At 61.2% G+C, this 16,342-nt stretch carries 13 protein-coding genes; 11 read left to right on the forward strand and 2 right to left on the reverse strand.

From position 1 onward, the window contains the following. The first annotated feature begins 183 nt into the window (after positions 1–183). Positions 184–2,637, forward strand: coding sequence for a UvrD-helicase domain-containing protein (locus tag ACO77H_RS14190; protein WP_432755724.1), 2,454 nt, complete (start codon positions 184–186; stop codon positions 2,635–2,637). A gap of 46 nt (positions 2,638–2,683) precedes the next feature. Here ACO77H_RS14190 and ACO77H_RS14195 read toward each other — a convergent pair whose 3' ends face one another. Then, on the reverse strand, positions 2,684–2,956 hold the full coding sequence (locus ACO77H_RS14195) for a DUF1652 domain-containing protein (RefSeq protein WP_169951551.1): 273 nt from the start codon (positions 2,954–2,956) through the stop codon (positions 2,684–2,686). Between the two features lie 257 nt (positions 2,957–3,213). On the opposite strand from ACO77H_RS14195, the gene ACO77H_RS14200 reads away from it, so the two are divergent. From ACO77H_RS14200 to ACO77H_RS14215, 4 genes are read left to right on the forward strand one after another with little or no spacing between them, the layout of a single operon-like run. After that, on the forward strand, positions 3,214–4,038 hold the full coding sequence (locus ACO77H_RS14200) for a helix-turn-helix domain-containing protein (protein ID WP_169951553.1): 825 nt from the start codon (positions 3,214–3,216) through the stop codon (positions 4,036–4,038). Positions 4,039–4,087: 49 nt separating this feature from the next. Further along, a complete protein-coding gene (locus tag ACO77H_RS14205; protein ID WP_432755725.1) occupies positions 4,088–5,494 on the forward strand; it encodes an NAD(P)/FAD-dependent oxidoreductase in 1,407 nt (468 codons plus the stop codon). Positions 5,495–5,521: 27 nt separating this feature from the next. Continuing rightward, entirely contained in the window at positions 5,522–5,863 is a 342-nt protein-coding gene (locus tag ACO77H_RS14210) for a cupin domain-containing protein (protein ID WP_169951558.1), read from the forward strand. A gap of 60 nt (positions 5,864–5,923) precedes the next feature. Beyond that, a complete protein-coding gene (locus tag ACO77H_RS14215; RefSeq protein WP_169951560.1) occupies positions 5,924–7,003 on the forward strand; it encodes a polyamine ABC transporter substrate-binding protein in 1,080 nt (359 codons plus the stop codon). A 294-nt stretch (positions 7,004–7,297) separates the two neighbouring features. Here the strand turns inward: ACO77H_RS14215 and ACO77H_RS14220 are convergent, their stop codons facing one another. Next, a complete protein-coding gene (locus ACO77H_RS14220; protein ID WP_169951562.1) occupies positions 7,298–8,092 on the reverse strand; it encodes a helix-turn-helix transcriptional regulator in 795 nt (264 codons plus the stop codon). 213 nt (positions 8,093–8,305) lie between these two features. Here ACO77H_RS14220 and ACO77H_RS14225 point away from each other — a divergent pair, with 213 nt between their 5' ends. From ACO77H_RS14225 to ACO77H_RS14250, 6 genes are all read left to right on the forward strand, one after another. Continuing rightward, positions 8,306–9,670 carry an APC family permease gene (locus tag ACO77H_RS14225; protein ID WP_170041433.1) on the forward strand — a complete coding sequence of 455 codons (1,365 nt, stop codon included), beginning with the start codon at positions 8,306–8,308 and terminating at the stop codon, positions 9,668–9,670. A 9-nt stretch (positions 9,671–9,679) separates the two neighbouring features. Continuing rightward, positions 9,680–10,777: a P1 family peptidase gene (locus ACO77H_RS14230; RefSeq protein ID WP_169951566.1), complete on the forward strand. Its 1,098-nt coding sequence runs from the start codon at positions 9,680–9,682 to the stop codon at positions 10,775–10,777. 425 nt (positions 10,778–11,202) lie between these two features. Next, entirely contained in the window at positions 11,203–12,651 is a 1,449-nt protein-coding gene (locus ACO77H_RS14235; RefSeq protein ID WP_169951568.1) for a serralysin family metalloprotease, read from the forward strand. A 72-nt stretch (positions 12,652–12,723) separates the two neighbouring features. Continuing rightward, on the forward strand, positions 12,724–13,092 hold the full coding sequence (locus ACO77H_RS14240; protein WP_407073405.1) for an AprI/Inh family metalloprotease inhibitor: 369 nt from the start codon (positions 12,724–12,726) through the stop codon (positions 13,090–13,092). A 177-nt stretch (positions 13,093–13,269) separates the two neighbouring features. After that, a complete protein-coding gene (locus tag ACO77H_RS14245) occupies positions 13,270–15,021 on the forward strand; it encodes a type I secretion system permease/ATPase (RefSeq protein ID WP_432754132.1) in 1,752 nt (583 codons plus the stop codon). Continuing rightward, entirely contained in the window at positions 15,018–16,340 is a 1,323-nt protein-coding gene (locus ACO77H_RS14250) for an HlyD family type I secretion periplasmic adaptor subunit (protein ID WP_169951575.1), read from the forward strand. Before ACO77H_RS14245 ends, ACO77H_RS14250 begins: the two co-directional genes overlap by 4 nt. The last annotated feature ends 2 nt before the right edge of the window (positions 16,341–16,342 follow it).

Raw genomic sequence — 16,342 nt, forward strand, 5'->3', positions numbered from 1 at the left:
GATAAAAAGCGTAAAAAATGCCTTATTTCAATCAAATTATTCGATTGGTTTGTAGTCGCGAGAACTCGACCCGATCTTCACTTCATCGCCTAACCACATGAAGCCAAAGCAATTGGCTGGAACTGTCGGAGGTTTCCGGCGACCATAGCGTCTCTGTCCGCTCAAGCCCCCGCAGGAGTCCGCGTGCCGCAACACACCCCCGATCTGCCCCCCGAACTGCGCCCGCTGGCGCAAATGCCGCTATTCAAGCGCCTGGCTGCCCGGCTGTTTGGCCATGGTTTAACGCGCCTGCGGGCCCAGCATCGTTTTTCGTGGCTGCATGGCCAAGCCGACGGTTTTCGCAGTGGGCATGAGGCGGGCGTGGAGTATGGCTACCAGGAGGGCAGGCGCGATGGCATCGAGGAAGGGCGCCAGGTCCTGTTGATCCGTGACTATCGCAGCGATGAGCATCGCGCCCCGGGTGTCGACGACAGCCTGTTCGACGATTGGCGCCTGCCACTGACGGCGGAGCTGAAAAAACGTATCAAGGCCGATGTGGCGCGCCTGCTACCGGCTCATGCGCAGCCCAGCGCAGCCCAGTGGAAGATGATCTTCAGCGACACCCCGTCCACTTCGGTGATTGCCGGTGCCGGTGCCGGCAAGTCCACGTCGCTGGTCCTGCGGATCCTGCTGCTGACGCATTACCTGGGCTTTGAGCTGAGCTCCATGACCGTGGTGACCTTCACCCGTGAATCGCGCAAGGACTTCATCAACAAGCTCATGCAGATTCTCCAGCTGTGGGGCCAACCCCTTGGTTTGAAAGAAGCCCAGGCTGTGGTGCGCACCTTTCACTCGCGCATCCTGCCCATGGTCCGCAGCCTGCCGGGCTTTGAGCGGTTGCAGGCGTTCGAGAACCTGCACCACGGCACTTACGACGAGGAGGCCGATAGCAACCCCTTCGACCTGCGCATCAACGATGCCCAACGCCAGCAACTCAACGCCTGTTATCACGGGCTCCATGGCCGGCATGCGCGCTTTCGCGAGCTGATGACGCCCATGGCCCGCCACGCCCTGCAGCTCAAGGAGCTGGAGCGCGACCACCCGGATGTACAAAAGCGCGTGGCGGTTACCGAGTTGGCAGCCAAGCGCGACGAAGAGCTGTGCGATGTGATCGAGGACCTGTGGTTGCGCGCCGGCGCATGGCCGATCCAGGGCATCGAGCCAAACCGCCAGAGCGTTGAAATCAATGGTGCGTCGTTCCATTGCCATGGCTACTGCGCCGAACTGGATGCCTGGGTGGTGTTGGGTTTCGACTCCCGGGAAAACCCGCAGATTGCTCGCCCCGGGGCCAAGCTGTCGGTACGCGCGGAATGGGCGGTCAAGCGCACCTTGTTTCAAGCTTTCTGTCGTAAGCCATTGATATGGATAGATAGCTACGAGTCATCCAGGCGCCTGTTGAGCAGCCTGGCCGCAGATACCACCTCGGGGCCGGGGTTTGATTACAAGGTCAAGGGTGAACTGGCTTCGGCGCCGCTGCTGGATTGTTTCGTCACCGCCGCCGGGTTTATCGAAAACCTCGGCCTGGACGTGCCCACGGCTGTGGGCCAGATGAGCTTTGCCAAGGATGACCCGGATCGCGGCTTCTTCGAGGCCCTGGGTATTTTCTGGAAGGCCCTGGAAGATCACCTGCTGGACCAGTCGCCGCCGATCATGACCTATAACCGCATGTTTTCGCTGTTTGGCGAGAACACCCCGGAAAACCTCAAGTTGCTCAACGATGGGCTGTTGCGCCCGCTGTCGCACTTGATGATCGACGAATTCCAGGATGTCTCGCCGCAGATCGTCTCGTGGATCCGCGCCAGCCTGCGCGAAATCCGCAGTCGTGGGCCGGCGATGCATGTGGGGCGCGGTGCCCAGCATTCCTCGCTGCTCTGCGTGGGTGATGACTGGCAGTCGATCTATGGCTGGCGCGGCAGCTCGCCCAAATACTTCATGGAGTTCAACAAGGAGTTCCCGTCACCGGCCACCACTAGGGTGATGCTCGGGGAGAACTTTCGTAGTCACCAGCACATCATCGATGCTGCCGAACACATCGTTAAAGCCGCACCGGCGATCAGCGGCAAAAAGGCCAAGGCCAGCGGCGTAGATCGGGCATTGGTGCCGGTACAGGTGCTTGATCGCGACGAGGCAGCCTTGGCCCAGCAGTTGCTGGCGCACTATCAGCGTGGCGAATCGGTATTGATGTTGTATCGAAAAGGTAGTGATAAGTTATTGATTCAAGAGCATATTCAATCTGTAGTTAATCTTGATTCTAGCTTACCGCCCGCCATGCGTCGCCTCAAGCAACTGACCTACCACAGTGCCAAGGGCCTACAGGCGGATGCGGTGTTTCTGCTCGGCGATTGCCAACACCTGACCCGCTCGCCGTACAAGAACCAGGTGTACCGTATGGCCGGCCTGGGCAAGGACGGTGATGCCGAGCCCTATGACAATGCGCAAAAAGACGAGGTGCTGCGCCTGGCCTATGTCGGGATTACCCGGGCGGTGAGCCATTGCTATTGGTATGTCGAAGGGCAGGATGGCCAGGGCACGAATGCGCCGAAGGCGTCGGATCGGGTGGTGGGGAGCAAGGCGTTCTTCGATGACCGCCGCCGTTAGATCCCTGTAGGAGCTGCCTCGCGAAGCGAAGCAGCCCCTACGCAGTTCAGGCCTGCCGCAGTTGCGGGCGCACAAACGAGTCCAGCTCAGCCTCGATTGCCTCGATAATCCGCTCCACATCCGTGGCGTTCATCACCGTGGCGCAAGGAATGCCGGCGATGGCAATCAGGGTTTCGCCACTCTCTCGGTCAAACAATCGCGCGATCATGCTGCCAGGCGCGTCCATGCTGCCTTCAAAGCCAACCGGGTGAAAGTGCCAGCGCATCAACTGGCATGCATTGGGGAACGTCACTTTGTTCATGTTGCCAACCTTGTTCATTGAGCACTTCCTTTAGCTCGCGGCAAGGGCGTCAGGTCCATCAATAGTCCTGACGGTGAAGCTTAAAAAATAGCACTCACTGGCAATAAGTACCGGGGTTTTTTCTGTCCGTTCGGCGCTTCCTTGCGAGAAGTTTGACGTGGGTCATGTCTTACAAATGCTTAGGCAAAAGGCCATTACTTAAAACTGTCACTTGGCCATTGAAGCACCCGGTAAAGTTGTGCAAGCTCCAGGCTTTAGCCGTTTTCGAGTGTTGTATGCCACAGACCGTCCCGGCCGATTGCCCGCAACAGACCCAAGCGACTGCCGACGTGGTATTGCGCCATCACTTGTGCTGGAAGCACCGCGACCTGGACGGGGTAATGGCGCACTATCACCCGGATATCCAGTACCACGACTTCTTCCAGAACCGCGTAGTGTGCTTCGACCAGTTGCGTGAGTACCTGCAAGCCAGCATGCCGCGCGACCCCGACGAGGCGATTGAGCACACCGATCGCATCCGCACCGACGGCGATACCGCATTTATCCAGTATCGCGTGACCTTGCGCGGTGGCCAGGGCCTGGTGTCGTTTCGCACCAGTGAGGCGATTACCGTGCGTGACGGGCTGATCTGGCGCGTCAACGAATACGCGTCCCTGGTGCACGAGCCCGCCACCAGCCGTTCCCAGTCCCAGGCCACACGGCCGACCGTCAGCCGCCTGGGCCTGTCGCCCCAGCAACTGAGCTACCTGGCCAACGATTTGCAGCAGTACTTCCAGCGCCAGCAACCCTATCTCGACCCCGAACTGGACCTGCAACGGGTGGCCAAGGAATGTGGCTACAGCCGCAACCAGATTTCCTACCTGCTCAACCAGGTGCTGGGGCAGAGCTTCTACCGCTACGTCAACCAGGCCCGCCTGCAACATTTGCTGGCGGCACTGGATGGCGCCACGCCGCCGATCCGCATCGATGAACTGGCATTTGCCGCCGGTTTCAACTCGTTGTCGGCGTTCTACAGCTGTTTCCGCCAGCACACGGGCCTGTCGCCCAAGGCCTACGTCAAACAAATTTCCCTGCGTGCACGCGCGCAAGACGACGACTGAAGCCAGGCACTAGGATCACGCCATCGACGTTTGGTGGTGGAGTTTCAGTATGCCGGCATGGCGCAAGATCAGTTTATGGATGGACCAGCTGCAAGAGCCGCTGGAGGCGCGTGCGTCCCTCGGGCAGGACCTGGATGTCGATGTGGCCATTATTGGCGCCGGCTACACCGGGTTGTGGACCGCTTATTACCTCAAGCGCCATGCACCGCAGCTCAAGGTGGTGATCGTCGAGGCACAGATCGCGGGCTTCGGGGCCTCCGGGCGCAACGGCGGTTGGCTGATGGGCAACCTCCTGGGCGAAGACCGCTTGCTGGCGGGGTTGCCTGCCGAGCAGCGCCGGGCCTCGTTTGATCTGCTGCACGGCATCCCCGATGAAGTCGGGCAGGTGTTGCAGCGCGAAGGCATCGACTGCGACTACCGCAAGGGCGGGGCCCTGCACTGCGCCGCCCGTTACCCCGAGCAGGAAGCCAGCCTGCGCGAATACCTGGCCAAGCTCCATGGCCAAGGCCTGACCGACGATGACTACCGCTGGCTCAGCCCCGAGCAACTGGCCGGGCAGATCCGCATTGCCTCGGCCTATGGCGCGGTCTACACGCCCCACGTGGCGACGATCCACCCAGCCAAGCTGGTGCGCGGGTTGGCGCGGGTGGTCGAGGCCATGGGCGTGGCGATCTACGAGAACAGCCCGGTCACCCATTGGCAGTCCGGCAGCCTGCGCACCGACAAAGCCCAGGTCCGGGCCTCGTGGGTGGTGCCGGCGGTAGAAGGCTATGCGCCGACGCTCAAGCCCCTGGGGCGCTATCAACTGCCGGTGCAGAGCCTGATCGTGGCGACCGAACCGCTGCCGGCCAGTACCTGGGAAGAAATCGGCCTGAACCAGGGCCAGGCCTTTGGTGAAAGCAGCCGCCAGGTCACTTACGGCCAGCGCACCGCCGATAACCGCTTGGTATTCGGTGCCCGTGGCGGCTATCAGTTTGCCGGCAAGCTGCGCCACAACTTCGACCTCACCGACAGCGAAGTGGAACTGCGTCGCTACCTGTTCTGCGAGCTGTTTCCGCAACTCAAGCACGTGCGCGTGACCCACTCCTGGGGCGGCAACCTCGGTATGTCGCGGCGCTTTCGGCCGCACATGCTGTGCGACCAGCAGAGCGGCATCGCCTTGTCCGGCGGGTATGGCGGGGAGGGCGTGGGCGCCAGCAACCTGGGCGGGCGGACCCTGGCCGACCTGATCCTGGGGCGTGACACGCCGCTGGTCCGGCAGCCGTGGGTGCTGCGTGATGGCGGCCTGACGGCGCTCAAGGGCTGGGAGCCGGAGCCATGCCGCTGGCTGGGCTACAACGCGATCATCCGCAGCTTTGTCCATGAGGACCAGACCCTCGCCGACCCGAACACCGCGCCCTGGCGGCGCAAGCTGGCCAGCGGGATGGCCGGCTTCATGGAAGGTTTCATGCACTAAGTCGCTTCATTCACCACAGGTATGACCATGAGCATTACCCAGTTCAAAGACACACTAAACCGCCACCTGCCGGACTCCAGTCCGGTCGCCGTGCCCCTGGGCACCCCGGTCGCCGTGGCCTCCACCCTCAGCGTAGAACGCAACGACGGCGTCGAAACCGGCATCTGGGAATGCACCCCGGGCCGCTGGCGGCGCCAGATCGTGGCGCAGGAGTTTTGCCACTTTATCCAGGGCCGCTGCACGTTCACCCCCGATGACGGCGAAACCCTGCATATCGAAGCCGGCGATGCACTGATGTTGCCGGCCAACAGCACGGGGATCTGGGATATCCAGGAGACCGTGCGCAAGACCTATGTATTGATCCTCTAATCTTTTGATCCTTGATCGCCTGCCATAAAAACAGCCCTATAACCGCCAGGAAATCGAACCATGAGACCCATTGCCCTGTTGCCCTTGATGTTAGTGGCCTCCCTGACCCAGGCCGCCGAAACGGTGAAAATCTACAACTGGTCGAGCTACATCGCGCCGGACACCACCAAGAACTTCCAGAAGGAAACCGGGATCGGTTTCAGCTATGACGTGTACGACAGCAACGAGACCCTGGACGGCAAGTTGATGACCGGCAACTCGGGCTATGACGTGGTGTTCCCGTCCAACCACTTCATGGCCCGGCAGATCCAGGGCGGGGCCCTGAAAAAGCTCGACAAGAGCCAGTTGCCGAACTGGAAAAACCTCAACCCGGTGCTGCTCAAGGCCCTGCAAACCAACGACCCGGGCAATGAGCATGGCTTCCCGTACCTGTGGGGCAGCACCGGCATCGGCTACAACATCGACAAGGTCAAGGCAGTGTTGGGCGAGGATGCGCCGGTCGACTCCTGGGACTTGATCTTCAAGCCCCAATACATGGAAAAACTCAGCAAATGCGGGGTGGCGATCCTCGACAACGGCCCGGAACTGCTGCCGATCGCCCTGAACTACCTGGGCTTGCCTCATCACAGCAAGAACCCCGAGGACTATAAAAAAGCCGAGGCGCTGCTGATCAAGGTGCGGCCGTACATTGCCTACTTCCACTCCTCGAAATACACCGGCGACCTGGCCAACGGCGACATCTGCGTGGCGGTTGGCTTCTCGGGTGACGTGCTGCAGGCCGAAAGCCGCGCCAAGGAAGCCAAGAATGGCGTGAAGATTGGCTACAACATTCCCAAGGAAGGCGCTGCGATCTGGTTCGACATGGTCGCCATGCCCGCCGACGCCCCGGATGAAAAGGCCGGTTATGCCTTCATGAACTACCTGCTGCGCCCGGACGTGATGGCCGACATCACCAACTTCGTGCACTACGCCAACGGCAACAGCGCCGCCGACAGCCTGGTAGACCCGGTGATCAAGAGCGACACCAAGGTGTACCCGAGCGAGGAAATGATGGGCAAGCTATTCGCCCTTGAAGCCATGCCGATGAAGATCGACCGCATTCGTACGCGGATCTGGAACACCATCCGTACCGGGCGCTAGATACCTGTGACTGATCTACCGCCATCGCGGGCAAGCCCGCTCCTACACGAGATCTCGGTTGGGCACAGGACTTTGCACACCACACACCAACTGTAGGAGCTGGCTTGCCAGCGATGGCGGTAGGCCAGTCAACACATCCTTACATGATCTACCGCCATCGCGGGCAAGCCCGCTCCTACAGGGGATCTCGGTTGGGCACAGGACTTTGCACACATCACACACCAACTGTGGGAGCTGGCTTGTCGGGTCGCCGCATCGCTGCGATAGCGGTGGACCAGTCGATACATGGCCTCCCTATGGGTTATCCAGGTCATGCCCCAACGACTGGATAAACAACGAAAACAGCTCCGGCTGCGACGAGATATCCAGCTTGGCGTAGAGGTGCCGGCGATGCACCTTGACCGTGTCCGGCGAGATGCTCAGGCGTTCGGCCATGGCCTTGGACGAGAACCCGCGCAATACCAGGCGGGCGATTTCCAGTTCGCGCTCGGACAACACCCCACTGCCAAAATGGCTCAACGCATCGCGGATCTGGCTGGCCATGGCCGCGCCGGCCGGTGCGCGCTGGGTGCTCTGCTGCCAATGTTGCTGCATCAAGGGCAGCACCCACGCCGCCAGCAGCGTCAGTAGCCCGGTTTCCGTGGCGGTAAACACGCGCTGCATCCCCAACGACAACGACAAGGTGCCCACTCCGGGCAGTTGCAGGATGAATTGCACCTCATCCTCCAGCACGTTGTCGTGAAAGTAATTGAGGAAGTACTCACTCTGGCGGAAATGGTCCGGCGCCACCTCTTCGAGGCGATACACGCCACTGGCGTAACCTTCGCGGCAGGCCTGGAAGAACGGGTCGAGCAAGTACAAGCCATTGAGGTACACCAGCATCGACGCCGGCTTGCTGGTGGGCTGCGCGTCGTATTCCTCCAGCGCCTGGGGCGGCCCATCCATCGGGTAGAAGATCGCCAGGGCGTTATCGAAGGCCAGGTTCTGGTGCAGCAGCAACACCAGTTGCTTCCAGAAACGCTCGGTGCCAATTTGCGACACGGTGCGACCCAGGCCCGCATGCATGCCGATTTCCCTGAACAGGCTCATGTGATGGGTTCCGATGGCTGAAAGATCGGCCAAGGGTTCGGCTTTTGCACGAGCCCGTCAAGGGGAGTACTCCAATAGGGGAATTGGCGGGCGCCGGCACAGCGCCTAGATTCCCTGGCATTCAGCGGGAAACATATCCCGCACCCGCTTTCCCTTTTTCGTTTCTGCCTCAACCAGCTTTCCAATAAAAAGAATAACCATGAGGATAACGACATGAGCGCAACCCCCGCACCCGATGGCGTGCTGAAACCTACCTTGAGTGTGTTCGATGTGGTGGCCATTACCGTTTCGGCGGTAACTCCGGCCAGTTCCGTATTTGTGATTGCACCGTTTGCGATCCAGCAAGCCGGCAGCGGGGTGTTCCTGGCGTTTGTGATGGCTGGGCTGCTGGCGCTGATGTTCGCCTTTTGCTACGCGGAGCTTGGGCGCGCCCATAACAGTGCCGGTGGCGAGTATGTATATGCCAAGCGCGTGTTCGGCGGCATGGCCGGCTACGCGACCTTCCTGACAGTACTGGTGATGCTGTTGTTTATCCCGCCGGTGCTGGCCACCGGCGCGGCGACCTACCTCAACAACGCCCTGGGCACGACATTCGATTCACAAACCGTGGCCCTGGTGATTGTGGTGTGCAGTTACGCCCTGGGCATTCTCAACATTAAGCTCAACGCCTGGATCACCGGCACCTGCCTGCTGCTGGAAGTGGCGGCGTTGCTGGTGATCGTATTTATTGGCTTCGGCAACCCGGTGCAGCCGGCCAGTGTGCTGTTCCAACCGCAGATCGTCGAAAACGGCGTGCTGCACCTGGCGCCCTGGGCGCTGGTGATCGGCGCGGTGGGCATCGGCCTGTTCTCGTTCAACGGCTACGGCCCGGCGGTGCTGCTGGCCGAAGACATGAAATGCGGCGGCAAGGGCGTGCACAAGGCGGTCCTGTGGTCCCTGGGCCTGGTGGTGGTGATCGAGTTGGTGCCGATCACCGCGCTGTTGATCGGCGCGCCCTCCCTGAGTGAGATGATCAGCAGCCCGGACCCGATCGGCTACCTGCTGACCAGTCATGGCAATGAAACCCTGTCACGCCTGGTCAGCGCCGGGATCTTCCTCTCGGTGTTCAACGCCATCGTCGCCATCGTGATCCAGATCGGCCGGGTGGTGTTCAGCAGTGGCCGCGATGCGCTGTGGACGCCGACCATCAACAAATTGTTCACCCGCATCCACCCGCGTTGGGATTCGCCATGGCTGGCCACGCTGTTCCTGGCGATACCTTCGGCACTGCTCAGCTTCAGCTCCAACCTGGCAGACCTGACGTCCTTCAGTGTGTTGTTGATCATGCTGGTTTACCTGATCGTGGCCCTGAGCGCGCTGATGAGCCGGGTGCTGTTGCGCGACCGCGAGCACCCGTACCGCATGCCCCTGTGGCCGGTGCCGGCGTTGCTGGCCGTGGCGGGCGCGGGTTATCTGTTGTTTACCTTGTTTATCGCGGCCTCCATGCGCGACATCATGATTATCATCGGCCTGTTGGCAATGTCGGTGATCCTCTATTGCATCAGCGGCCGGTCGAGTCCGGCGTTTCAGAAACTGTAAGGAGTGGTTATGCGCGCACGTCAATTGGGCATTACGTTGGGGTTGGGCACGCCCGGCGAATTGAATGCGATTACCGACGTCCCCGGGGTTCGGGTCGGCCACAGCACGCTCAAGGAGCAGATCGACGGCAAGCAGGTGCGCACCGGGGTCACATTGATCCAGCCGCGGGCCGGTGCGGCGCGGCTACAACCGTGTTTTGCCGGGTACCACGTGCTCAATGGCAACGGCGACGCCACGGGCCTTGAGTGGATCGGCGAAGCCGGGCTGCTGACGACGCCCCTGGCGATCACCAACACCCACAGTATCGGCATTGTGCGCGACACCCTGATTGCCCTGGAGCGCGACAGCCTGGCGGACCCGGCGGTGTACTGGTGCATGCCAGTGGTGATGGAAACCTACGACGGCCTGCTCAACGATATCTGGGGCCAGCACATCGGCCCCGAACATGTGCTGCAAGCCATGGCGAGCGCGGAGTCCGGCCCGGTGCAAGAGGGCGCCGTGGGCGGCGGCACCGGGATGATCTGCCATGAGTTCAAGGGCGGCATCGGCAGCGCCTCGCGCAAGCTGGCGGTGGAGCAGGGCGGCTGGACCGTTGGCGTGCTGGTGCAGGCCAACCACGGCAAGCGCCAGGAGCTGCGGGTGGATGGCTATCCGGTGGGGCGCCACCTGATGGACATTGCCTCGCCGTTTGCCGACCGGGGCACCCCGGGCATGGGCTCGATCGTGGTGATTATCGCCACCGATGCACCGTTGCTGCCGCACCAGTGCCAGCGCCTGGCGCAACGCGCATCCATCGGCATTGCCCGCACCGGCGGCGGCACCGAGGACTCCAGTGGCGATCTGTTCCTGGCCTTCGCCACCGGCAATCACCACCTGCCGCCGGCAGATTACGGGCGCAAGGACTTGCCCCTGAGCACAACCTTGAGCATGGTCAATAACGATCATATTTCGCCCTTGTTCAGCGCCGCGGCCGAGGCGGTGGAAGAGGCGATCATCAACGCGATCCTCGCCGGGGAAGACATGACCACCGCCGATGGCGTGCTGGTGCCGGGGCTGGATGGGCAGACGCTGCTGGAGGCGCTGCGCCAGACGGGCTGGCATGGGTAAGCCTGAGGCCGCTATCACCTTGTAGGTGCCGGCTTGCCGGCGCTGGCTGTCAATAATAAAACAGTGGCTATTTAATATTTGCGAATGACACGGTGGCACTTTTAAAGTGCCGCCCAATCAATATATTGGATCCATTACGCAATAAGTGTGACCCGTCTGGCATTTAATTATTTAGCACTATTTAATATTTAAATAGCCGATTCTCTGTCACTCGCCCCAAAACAAAGAATATAAACACTTAATTCCCAATGTTTGCAGCCGTTATTCCGTCCATGAACTTTTCCAACAAAAAAATCACTGGACGTGTGATTTCGAATTGTGTCAGTTTTCTTTCGCCTTCATAAGAGGCGAGTGATAGGACGATCTCGCCCGAGAGCGTCATATCGGACAAAAACTGTTCCACTTGCAAACAAGGAAGTACGTTTATGTCGAAAGTAAAAGACAAAGCTATTGTCTCGGCAGCTCAAGCAAGTAGTGCCTATTCACAAATCGATAGCTTTAGCCATTTGTATGACCGTGGCGGCAACCTCACGGTCAATGGCAAACCTTCGTTCTCTGTCGACCAGGCAGCCGACCATTTGCTGCGCGAAAACGCGGCATACCGGGACGTTGACGGCAACGGCAGGATCGATCTGACCTACACCTTCCTGACCCAGGCTTCCTCGGCGACCATGAACAAGCATGGTATCTCCGGGTTCAGCCAGTTCAGCAACCTGCAAAAAGGCCAGGCCGTACTGGCCATGCAATCCTGGGCCGATGTGGCCAATGTCACCTTCACCGAGAAAGCCTCGGGCGGCGACTTCCACATGACCTTCGGCAACTACAGCGCAGGCCAGGACGGCGCAGCGGCCTTTGCCTACCTGCCCGGCACCAATGAGAAGTACCACACGAGCGGCACGGATGGCACCTCGTGGTACCTGATCAACAACAGCTACACCGCCAACATCAACCCTGGCCTGAACAACTACGGGCGCCAGACCCTGACCCACGAGATCGGCCATACCCTGGGCCTGGATCACCCTGGCGACTACAACGCCGGGACCGGCAACCCGTCCTACAAGGACGCGGACTACGGCCAGGACACCCGTGGCTACAGCGTCATGAGCTACTGGGGTGAAAACAACACCAACCAGAACTTCACCAAAGGCGGGGTCGAGGCTTATGCGTCCGGCCCGCTGATCGACGATATCGCGGCGATCCAGAAGCTCTACGGCGCCAACTTCAACACCCGTGCCGGTGACACCACCTACGGTTTCAACTCCAACACCGGGCGTGATCACCTCAGCGCCACGTCCAATGCCGACAAGCTGGTGTTCTCGGTGTGGGACGGCGGTGGCAACGACACCCTGGACTTCTCCGGCTTTACCCAGAACCAGAAAATCAACCTCAACGAGACTTCGTTCTCCGACGTGGGCGGCCTGGTGGGTAACGTGTCGATCGCCCAGGGCGTGACCGTGGAAAACGCCTTCGGTGGCTCGGGCAACGACCTGCTGATCGGCAACGCAGTGGCCAACACCCTCAAGGGTGGTGCCGGCAATGACCTGATCTACGGCGGTGGCGGTGCCGACAAACTGTGGGGCGGTGCGGGTTCGGACACCTTTGTGTTCGGTGCCAGCTCTGACTCCCGGCCAGGTGCGGCGGACCAGATCCTCGACTTCACCTCAGGTTCGGACAAGATCGACCTGACCGGCATCACCAAGGGCAGCGGCCTGCATTTCGTCAACGCCTTTACCGGCGCTGCCGGCGATGCCGTGCTGACCTACGCCTCGGGTACCAACCTGGGCACGTTGGCGGTGGACTTCTCTGGGCACGGGGTGGCGGATTTCCTCGTCACCACCGTGGGCCAGGCGGCCTATAGCGACATCGTGGCTTGATCAAGGCGTAACGAAGGGCGGCGCCCCGGCGCCGCTCTTTCCTTGCAACAGTCCCGTAAACGGGTAATGGTGATGACTATTTTTCGCAATGCAATCGCCTGGGTGATCCCGGCATTGCTCGTGTCGGCAGGAGCCAACGCAATGGCAAGCAGTCTTGTTTTACCCAGCACCGCGCAACTGGCTGGGCACTGGCAACTACACCAGCAGGAGCAGGTGTGCGAGCTGGATCTGATCGCCCAGCCCAATAGCCTGGCGGGTGATATTGAGTGCGCGCAACAGTGGCTGGGTCAAAAACCCCTGACGTGGCTGCCCACCCCGGATGGCATCTGGCTAATGAATGCCGAGGGCACCGGTATTACTCATTTGAATCGGCAGAAAGAAGGCGAATATACCGCGCGTTCTGCTTCGGGATTAGAGCTGTTACTGCAACGCACACAATAATTAACTATTACGGTTATATGCTTATAACTACCAGGTATAGAGCTGTTTGTTGGTCGTGACCTATATCCACCTGTCACTTCCAGCGCATTAAACACTATTGAAATAGTTGCCCGCCCCATCCATTGGGGCGCCCGGCAGACTATCGCGCGTATTTCAGCCCAGGGAAGATCAGGCAACATGGCGAAGACCACTCCCACTGCACCACTGTTTAAAGCCCTCGGCGATTATAAAAGTATCCTGATCAGCGTCGGTTGCTTCACCGCGCTGATCAATCTGTTGATGCTGGTGCCGTCCATTTACATGCTGCAAGTGTATGACCGGGTCCTGTCATCGCAGAACGAAACCACCTTGGTGATGTTGACCCTGATGGTCGTAGGTTTCTTTGCTTTTATCGGCACCCTGGAAGTGGTGCGCAGCTTTATCGTGATCCGCATCGGCAGCCAGTTGGAGCGCCGCTTCAACCTGCAGGTATACAAGGCCGCCTTCGAGCGCAACCTGCAACGGGGCGAAGGCCATGCTGGGCAATCGCTCGGGGATTTGACCCATATCCGCCAGTTCCTCACCGGGCCGGCGTTGTTTGCGTTCTTCGATGCGCCGTGGTTCCCGATCTATTTGCTGGTGATCTTTTTGTTCAACGTGTGGCTGGGGGTGTTGGCCACGGCCGGCGCCGTGCTGTTGATCGCCCTGGCATGCCTGAACGAATACCTGACCAAAAAACCCTTGCGCGAAGCCAGCGGCTACTCGCAGCAGTCCACCCAATTGGCCACCAGCCACTTGCACAACGCCGAGACCATCCAGGCCATGGGCATGCTGGGGGCGCTGCGCAGTCGCTGGTTCCAGGTGCATTCGCGGTTTCTCGGCTTGCAGAACCAGGCCAGCGATACCGGCTCGGTGATCAGCTCCCTGAGCAAATCCCTGCGCCTGCTCCTGCAATCCCTCGTGCTGGGCTTGGGCGCCTTGCTGGTGATCAAGGGCCAGATGACCGCCGGGATGATGATTGCCGGCACTATCCTGATGGGCCGGGTGTTGAGCCCGATCGACCAGTTGATTGCGGTGTGGAAGCAATGGAGTTCGGCCAAGCTGGCCTATCAACGCCTCGATGAGCTGTTGCAGGAGTTCCCGCCCGGGGCTCAGGCCATGGCGTTGCCGGCGCCCAAGGGCCAGGTGAGTTTCGAGCAGGTCAGTGCCGGGCCGCCGGGGCGGCGGGTGGCGACTTTGCATCAGGTCAGCTTCAACCTTGCGGCCGGTGAAGTGCTGGGGGTGTTGGGGGCCTCCGGGTCCGGCAAGTCGACGTTGGCGCGAGTACTGGTGGGCGTGTGGCCGACCCTGGCGGGCACGGTGCGCCTGGACGGCGCCGATATCCATCGCTGGGACCGCGACGACCTCGGGCCCCATGTCGGCTACCTGCCCCAGGACATCGAGCTGTTCAGCGGCAGCATCGCCGACAACATCGCGCGCTTTCGCCAGGCTGACCCCGAGTGGGTGGTGCAAGCCGCGCAGCAAGCCGGGGTGCATGACCTGATCCTGCGTTTGCCCCAGGGCTACGACACGGTGTTGGGCGACGACGGCAGCGGCTTGTCCGGCGGGCAGAAACAACGGGTGGCCCTGGCCCGCGCGCTATATGGCGGGCCGCGCCTGATCGTGCTCGATGAACCCAACTCCAACCTCGACACCGTGGGCGAGGCCGCCCTGGCCAGCGCCATCATGCAGATGAAAGCCCAGGGCAGCAGCGTGATCCTGGTGACCCACCGCTCCTCGGCCCTGGCCCAGGCCGACAAGCTGTTGGTACTCAATGAAGGCCGCCTGCAAGCGTTTGGCCCCAGCCAGGAGGTGCTGCGGGCGCTGTCCGGGCAAGCGGAGCCACCCCGTGAAAAGGCCGGCGTCAGCTTGAACCGTCAATATCCTGCGGCAAGGAATCCAGGCCAATGAATACCGATAACAGCCTGCCACTCGAGCAGACCTTTCCCGAGCGCGATGCGCGCTTTTTCTCCCGCCTGGGCTGGGTGATGACGGTGGTTGGCGCCGGCGGATTCTTCCTCTGGGCCAGCCTCGCGCCGCTGGACCAGGGGATCCCGGTGCAGGGCACGGTGGTGGTGTCCGGCAAGCGCAAGGCCGTGCAAACCCTGAGCCCCGGCGTGGTCAGCCGGATCCTGGTGCGCGAAGGCGAGGTGGTCAAACAGGGCCAGCCGTTGTTTCGCCTCGACCCGACCCAAAGCCAGGCCGACGTACATTCCCTGCAAGCCCAATACCGCATGGCCTGGGCCAGCGTCGCCCGTTGGCAGAGCGAGCGCGACAGCTTGCCGGCGGTGGCCTTTCCGGCTGAACTCAGTAGCGCCCCCGATCCTGCGCTGGCGTTGGTGCTCGAAGGCCAGCGCCAGCTGTTCAGCAGCCGGCGCGACGCCTTTGCCCGCGAGCAATCCGGGATCCGCGCCAGTATCGAAGGCGCCAGCGCCCAGCTCAACGGCATGCGCCGCGCCCGCACCGACCTCAGCGCCCAGGCGCAATCTCTGCGTGATCAACTGGCCAACTTGCAACCCCTGGCCGACAACGGCTATATCCCGCGCAACCGCCTGCTGGAGTACCAGCGCCAACTGTCCCAGGTGCAGCAGGACCTGGCGCAGAACAGCGGCGAAAGCGGGCGCCTGGAGCAGGGCATCCTCGAATCGCGCCTCAAGTTGCAACAGCACAGCGAGGAGTACCAGAAGGAGGTCCGCAGCCAGTTGGCCGACGCGCAACTGCGCAGCCTGACCCTGGAGCAGCAACTGACCTCTGCTGGCTTTGACCTGCAACACAGTGAAATCAACGCGCCGGCCGATGGCATTGCGGTCAACCTCGGCGTGCATACCATCGGTGCGGTGGTGCGGGCCGGGGAGACCCTGCTGGAAATCGTGCCCCAGGACACGCGCCTGGAAGTGGAAGGGCGCCTGCCGGTGAACCTGGTGGACAAGGTCGGCAGCCATCTGCCGGTCGATATCCTGTTCACCGCCTTCAACCAGAGCCGTACACCCCGGGTGCCAGGGGAGGTGAGCCTGATCTCCGCCGACCAGTTGCTCGACGAAAAAACCGGTGCGCCGTATTACGTGCTGCGCACCACGGTCAGCGATGTCGCCCTGGAAAAACTCCAGGGTTTGGTGATCAAGCCCGGCATGCCCGCCGAGATGTTTGTGCGCACCGGCGAGCGCTCGCTGCTCAACTACCTGTTCAAGCCGCTGCTCGACCGTGCCGGCTCGGCGTTGACCGAGGAATGAGC

This window comes from Pseudomonas sp. WMBT8, assembly GCF_050916005.1.
Taxonomy (GTDB): Bacteria; Pseudomonadota; Gammaproteobacteria; order Pseudomonadales; family Pseudomonadaceae; genus Aquipseudomonas.

What these genes read in the sequence shown, in the direction of transcription:
- ACO77H_RS14225 (WP_170041433.1), top strand. Translation starts at nt 8,306, where the DNA reads ATGAGCGCAACCCCCGCACCCGATGGCGTGCTGAAACCTACCTTGAGT.
- ACO77H_RS14210 (WP_169951558.1), top strand. Translation starts at nt 5,522, where the DNA reads ATGAGCATTACCCAGTTCAAAGACACACTAAACCGCCACCTGCCGGAC.
- ACO77H_RS14235 (WP_169951568.1), top strand. Translation starts at nt 11,203, where the DNA reads ATGTCGAAAGTAAAAGACAAAGCTATTGTCTCGGCAGCTCAAGCAAGT.
- ACO77H_RS14195 (WP_169951551.1), bottom strand. Translation starts at nt 2,956, where the DNA reads ATGAACAAGGTTGGCAACATGAACAAAGTGACGTTCCCCAATGCATGC.
- ACO77H_RS14245 (WP_432754132.1), top strand. Translation starts at nt 13,270, where the DNA reads ATGGCGAAGACCACTCCCACTGCACCACTGTTTAAAGCCCTCGGCGAT.
- ACO77H_RS14220 (WP_169951562.1), bottom strand. Translation starts at nt 8,092, where the DNA reads ATGAGCCTGTTCAGGGAAATCGGCATGCATGCGGGCCTGGGTCGCACC.
- ACO77H_RS14230 (WP_169951566.1), top strand. Translation starts at nt 9,680, where the DNA reads ATGCGCGCACGTCAATTGGGCATTACGTTGGGGTTGGGCACGCCCGGC.
- ACO77H_RS14200 (WP_169951553.1), top strand. Translation starts at nt 3,214, where the DNA reads ATGCCACAGACCGTCCCGGCCGATTGCCCGCAACAGACCCAAGCGACT.
- ACO77H_RS14205 (WP_432755725.1), top strand. Translation starts at nt 4,088, where the DNA reads ATGCCGGCATGGCGCAAGATCAGTTTATGGATGGACCAGCTGCAAGAG.
- ACO77H_RS14215 (WP_169951560.1), top strand. Translation starts at nt 5,924, where the DNA reads ATGAGACCCATTGCCCTGTTGCCCTTGATGTTAGTGGCCTCCCTGACC.
- ACO77H_RS14240 (WP_407073405.1), top strand. Translation starts at nt 12,724, where the DNA reads ATGACTATTTTTCGCAATGCAATCGCCTGGGTGATCCCGGCATTGCTC.
- ACO77H_RS14250 (WP_169951575.1), top strand. Translation starts at nt 15,018, where the DNA reads ATGAATACCGATAACAGCCTGCCACTCGAGCAGACCTTTCCCGAGCGC.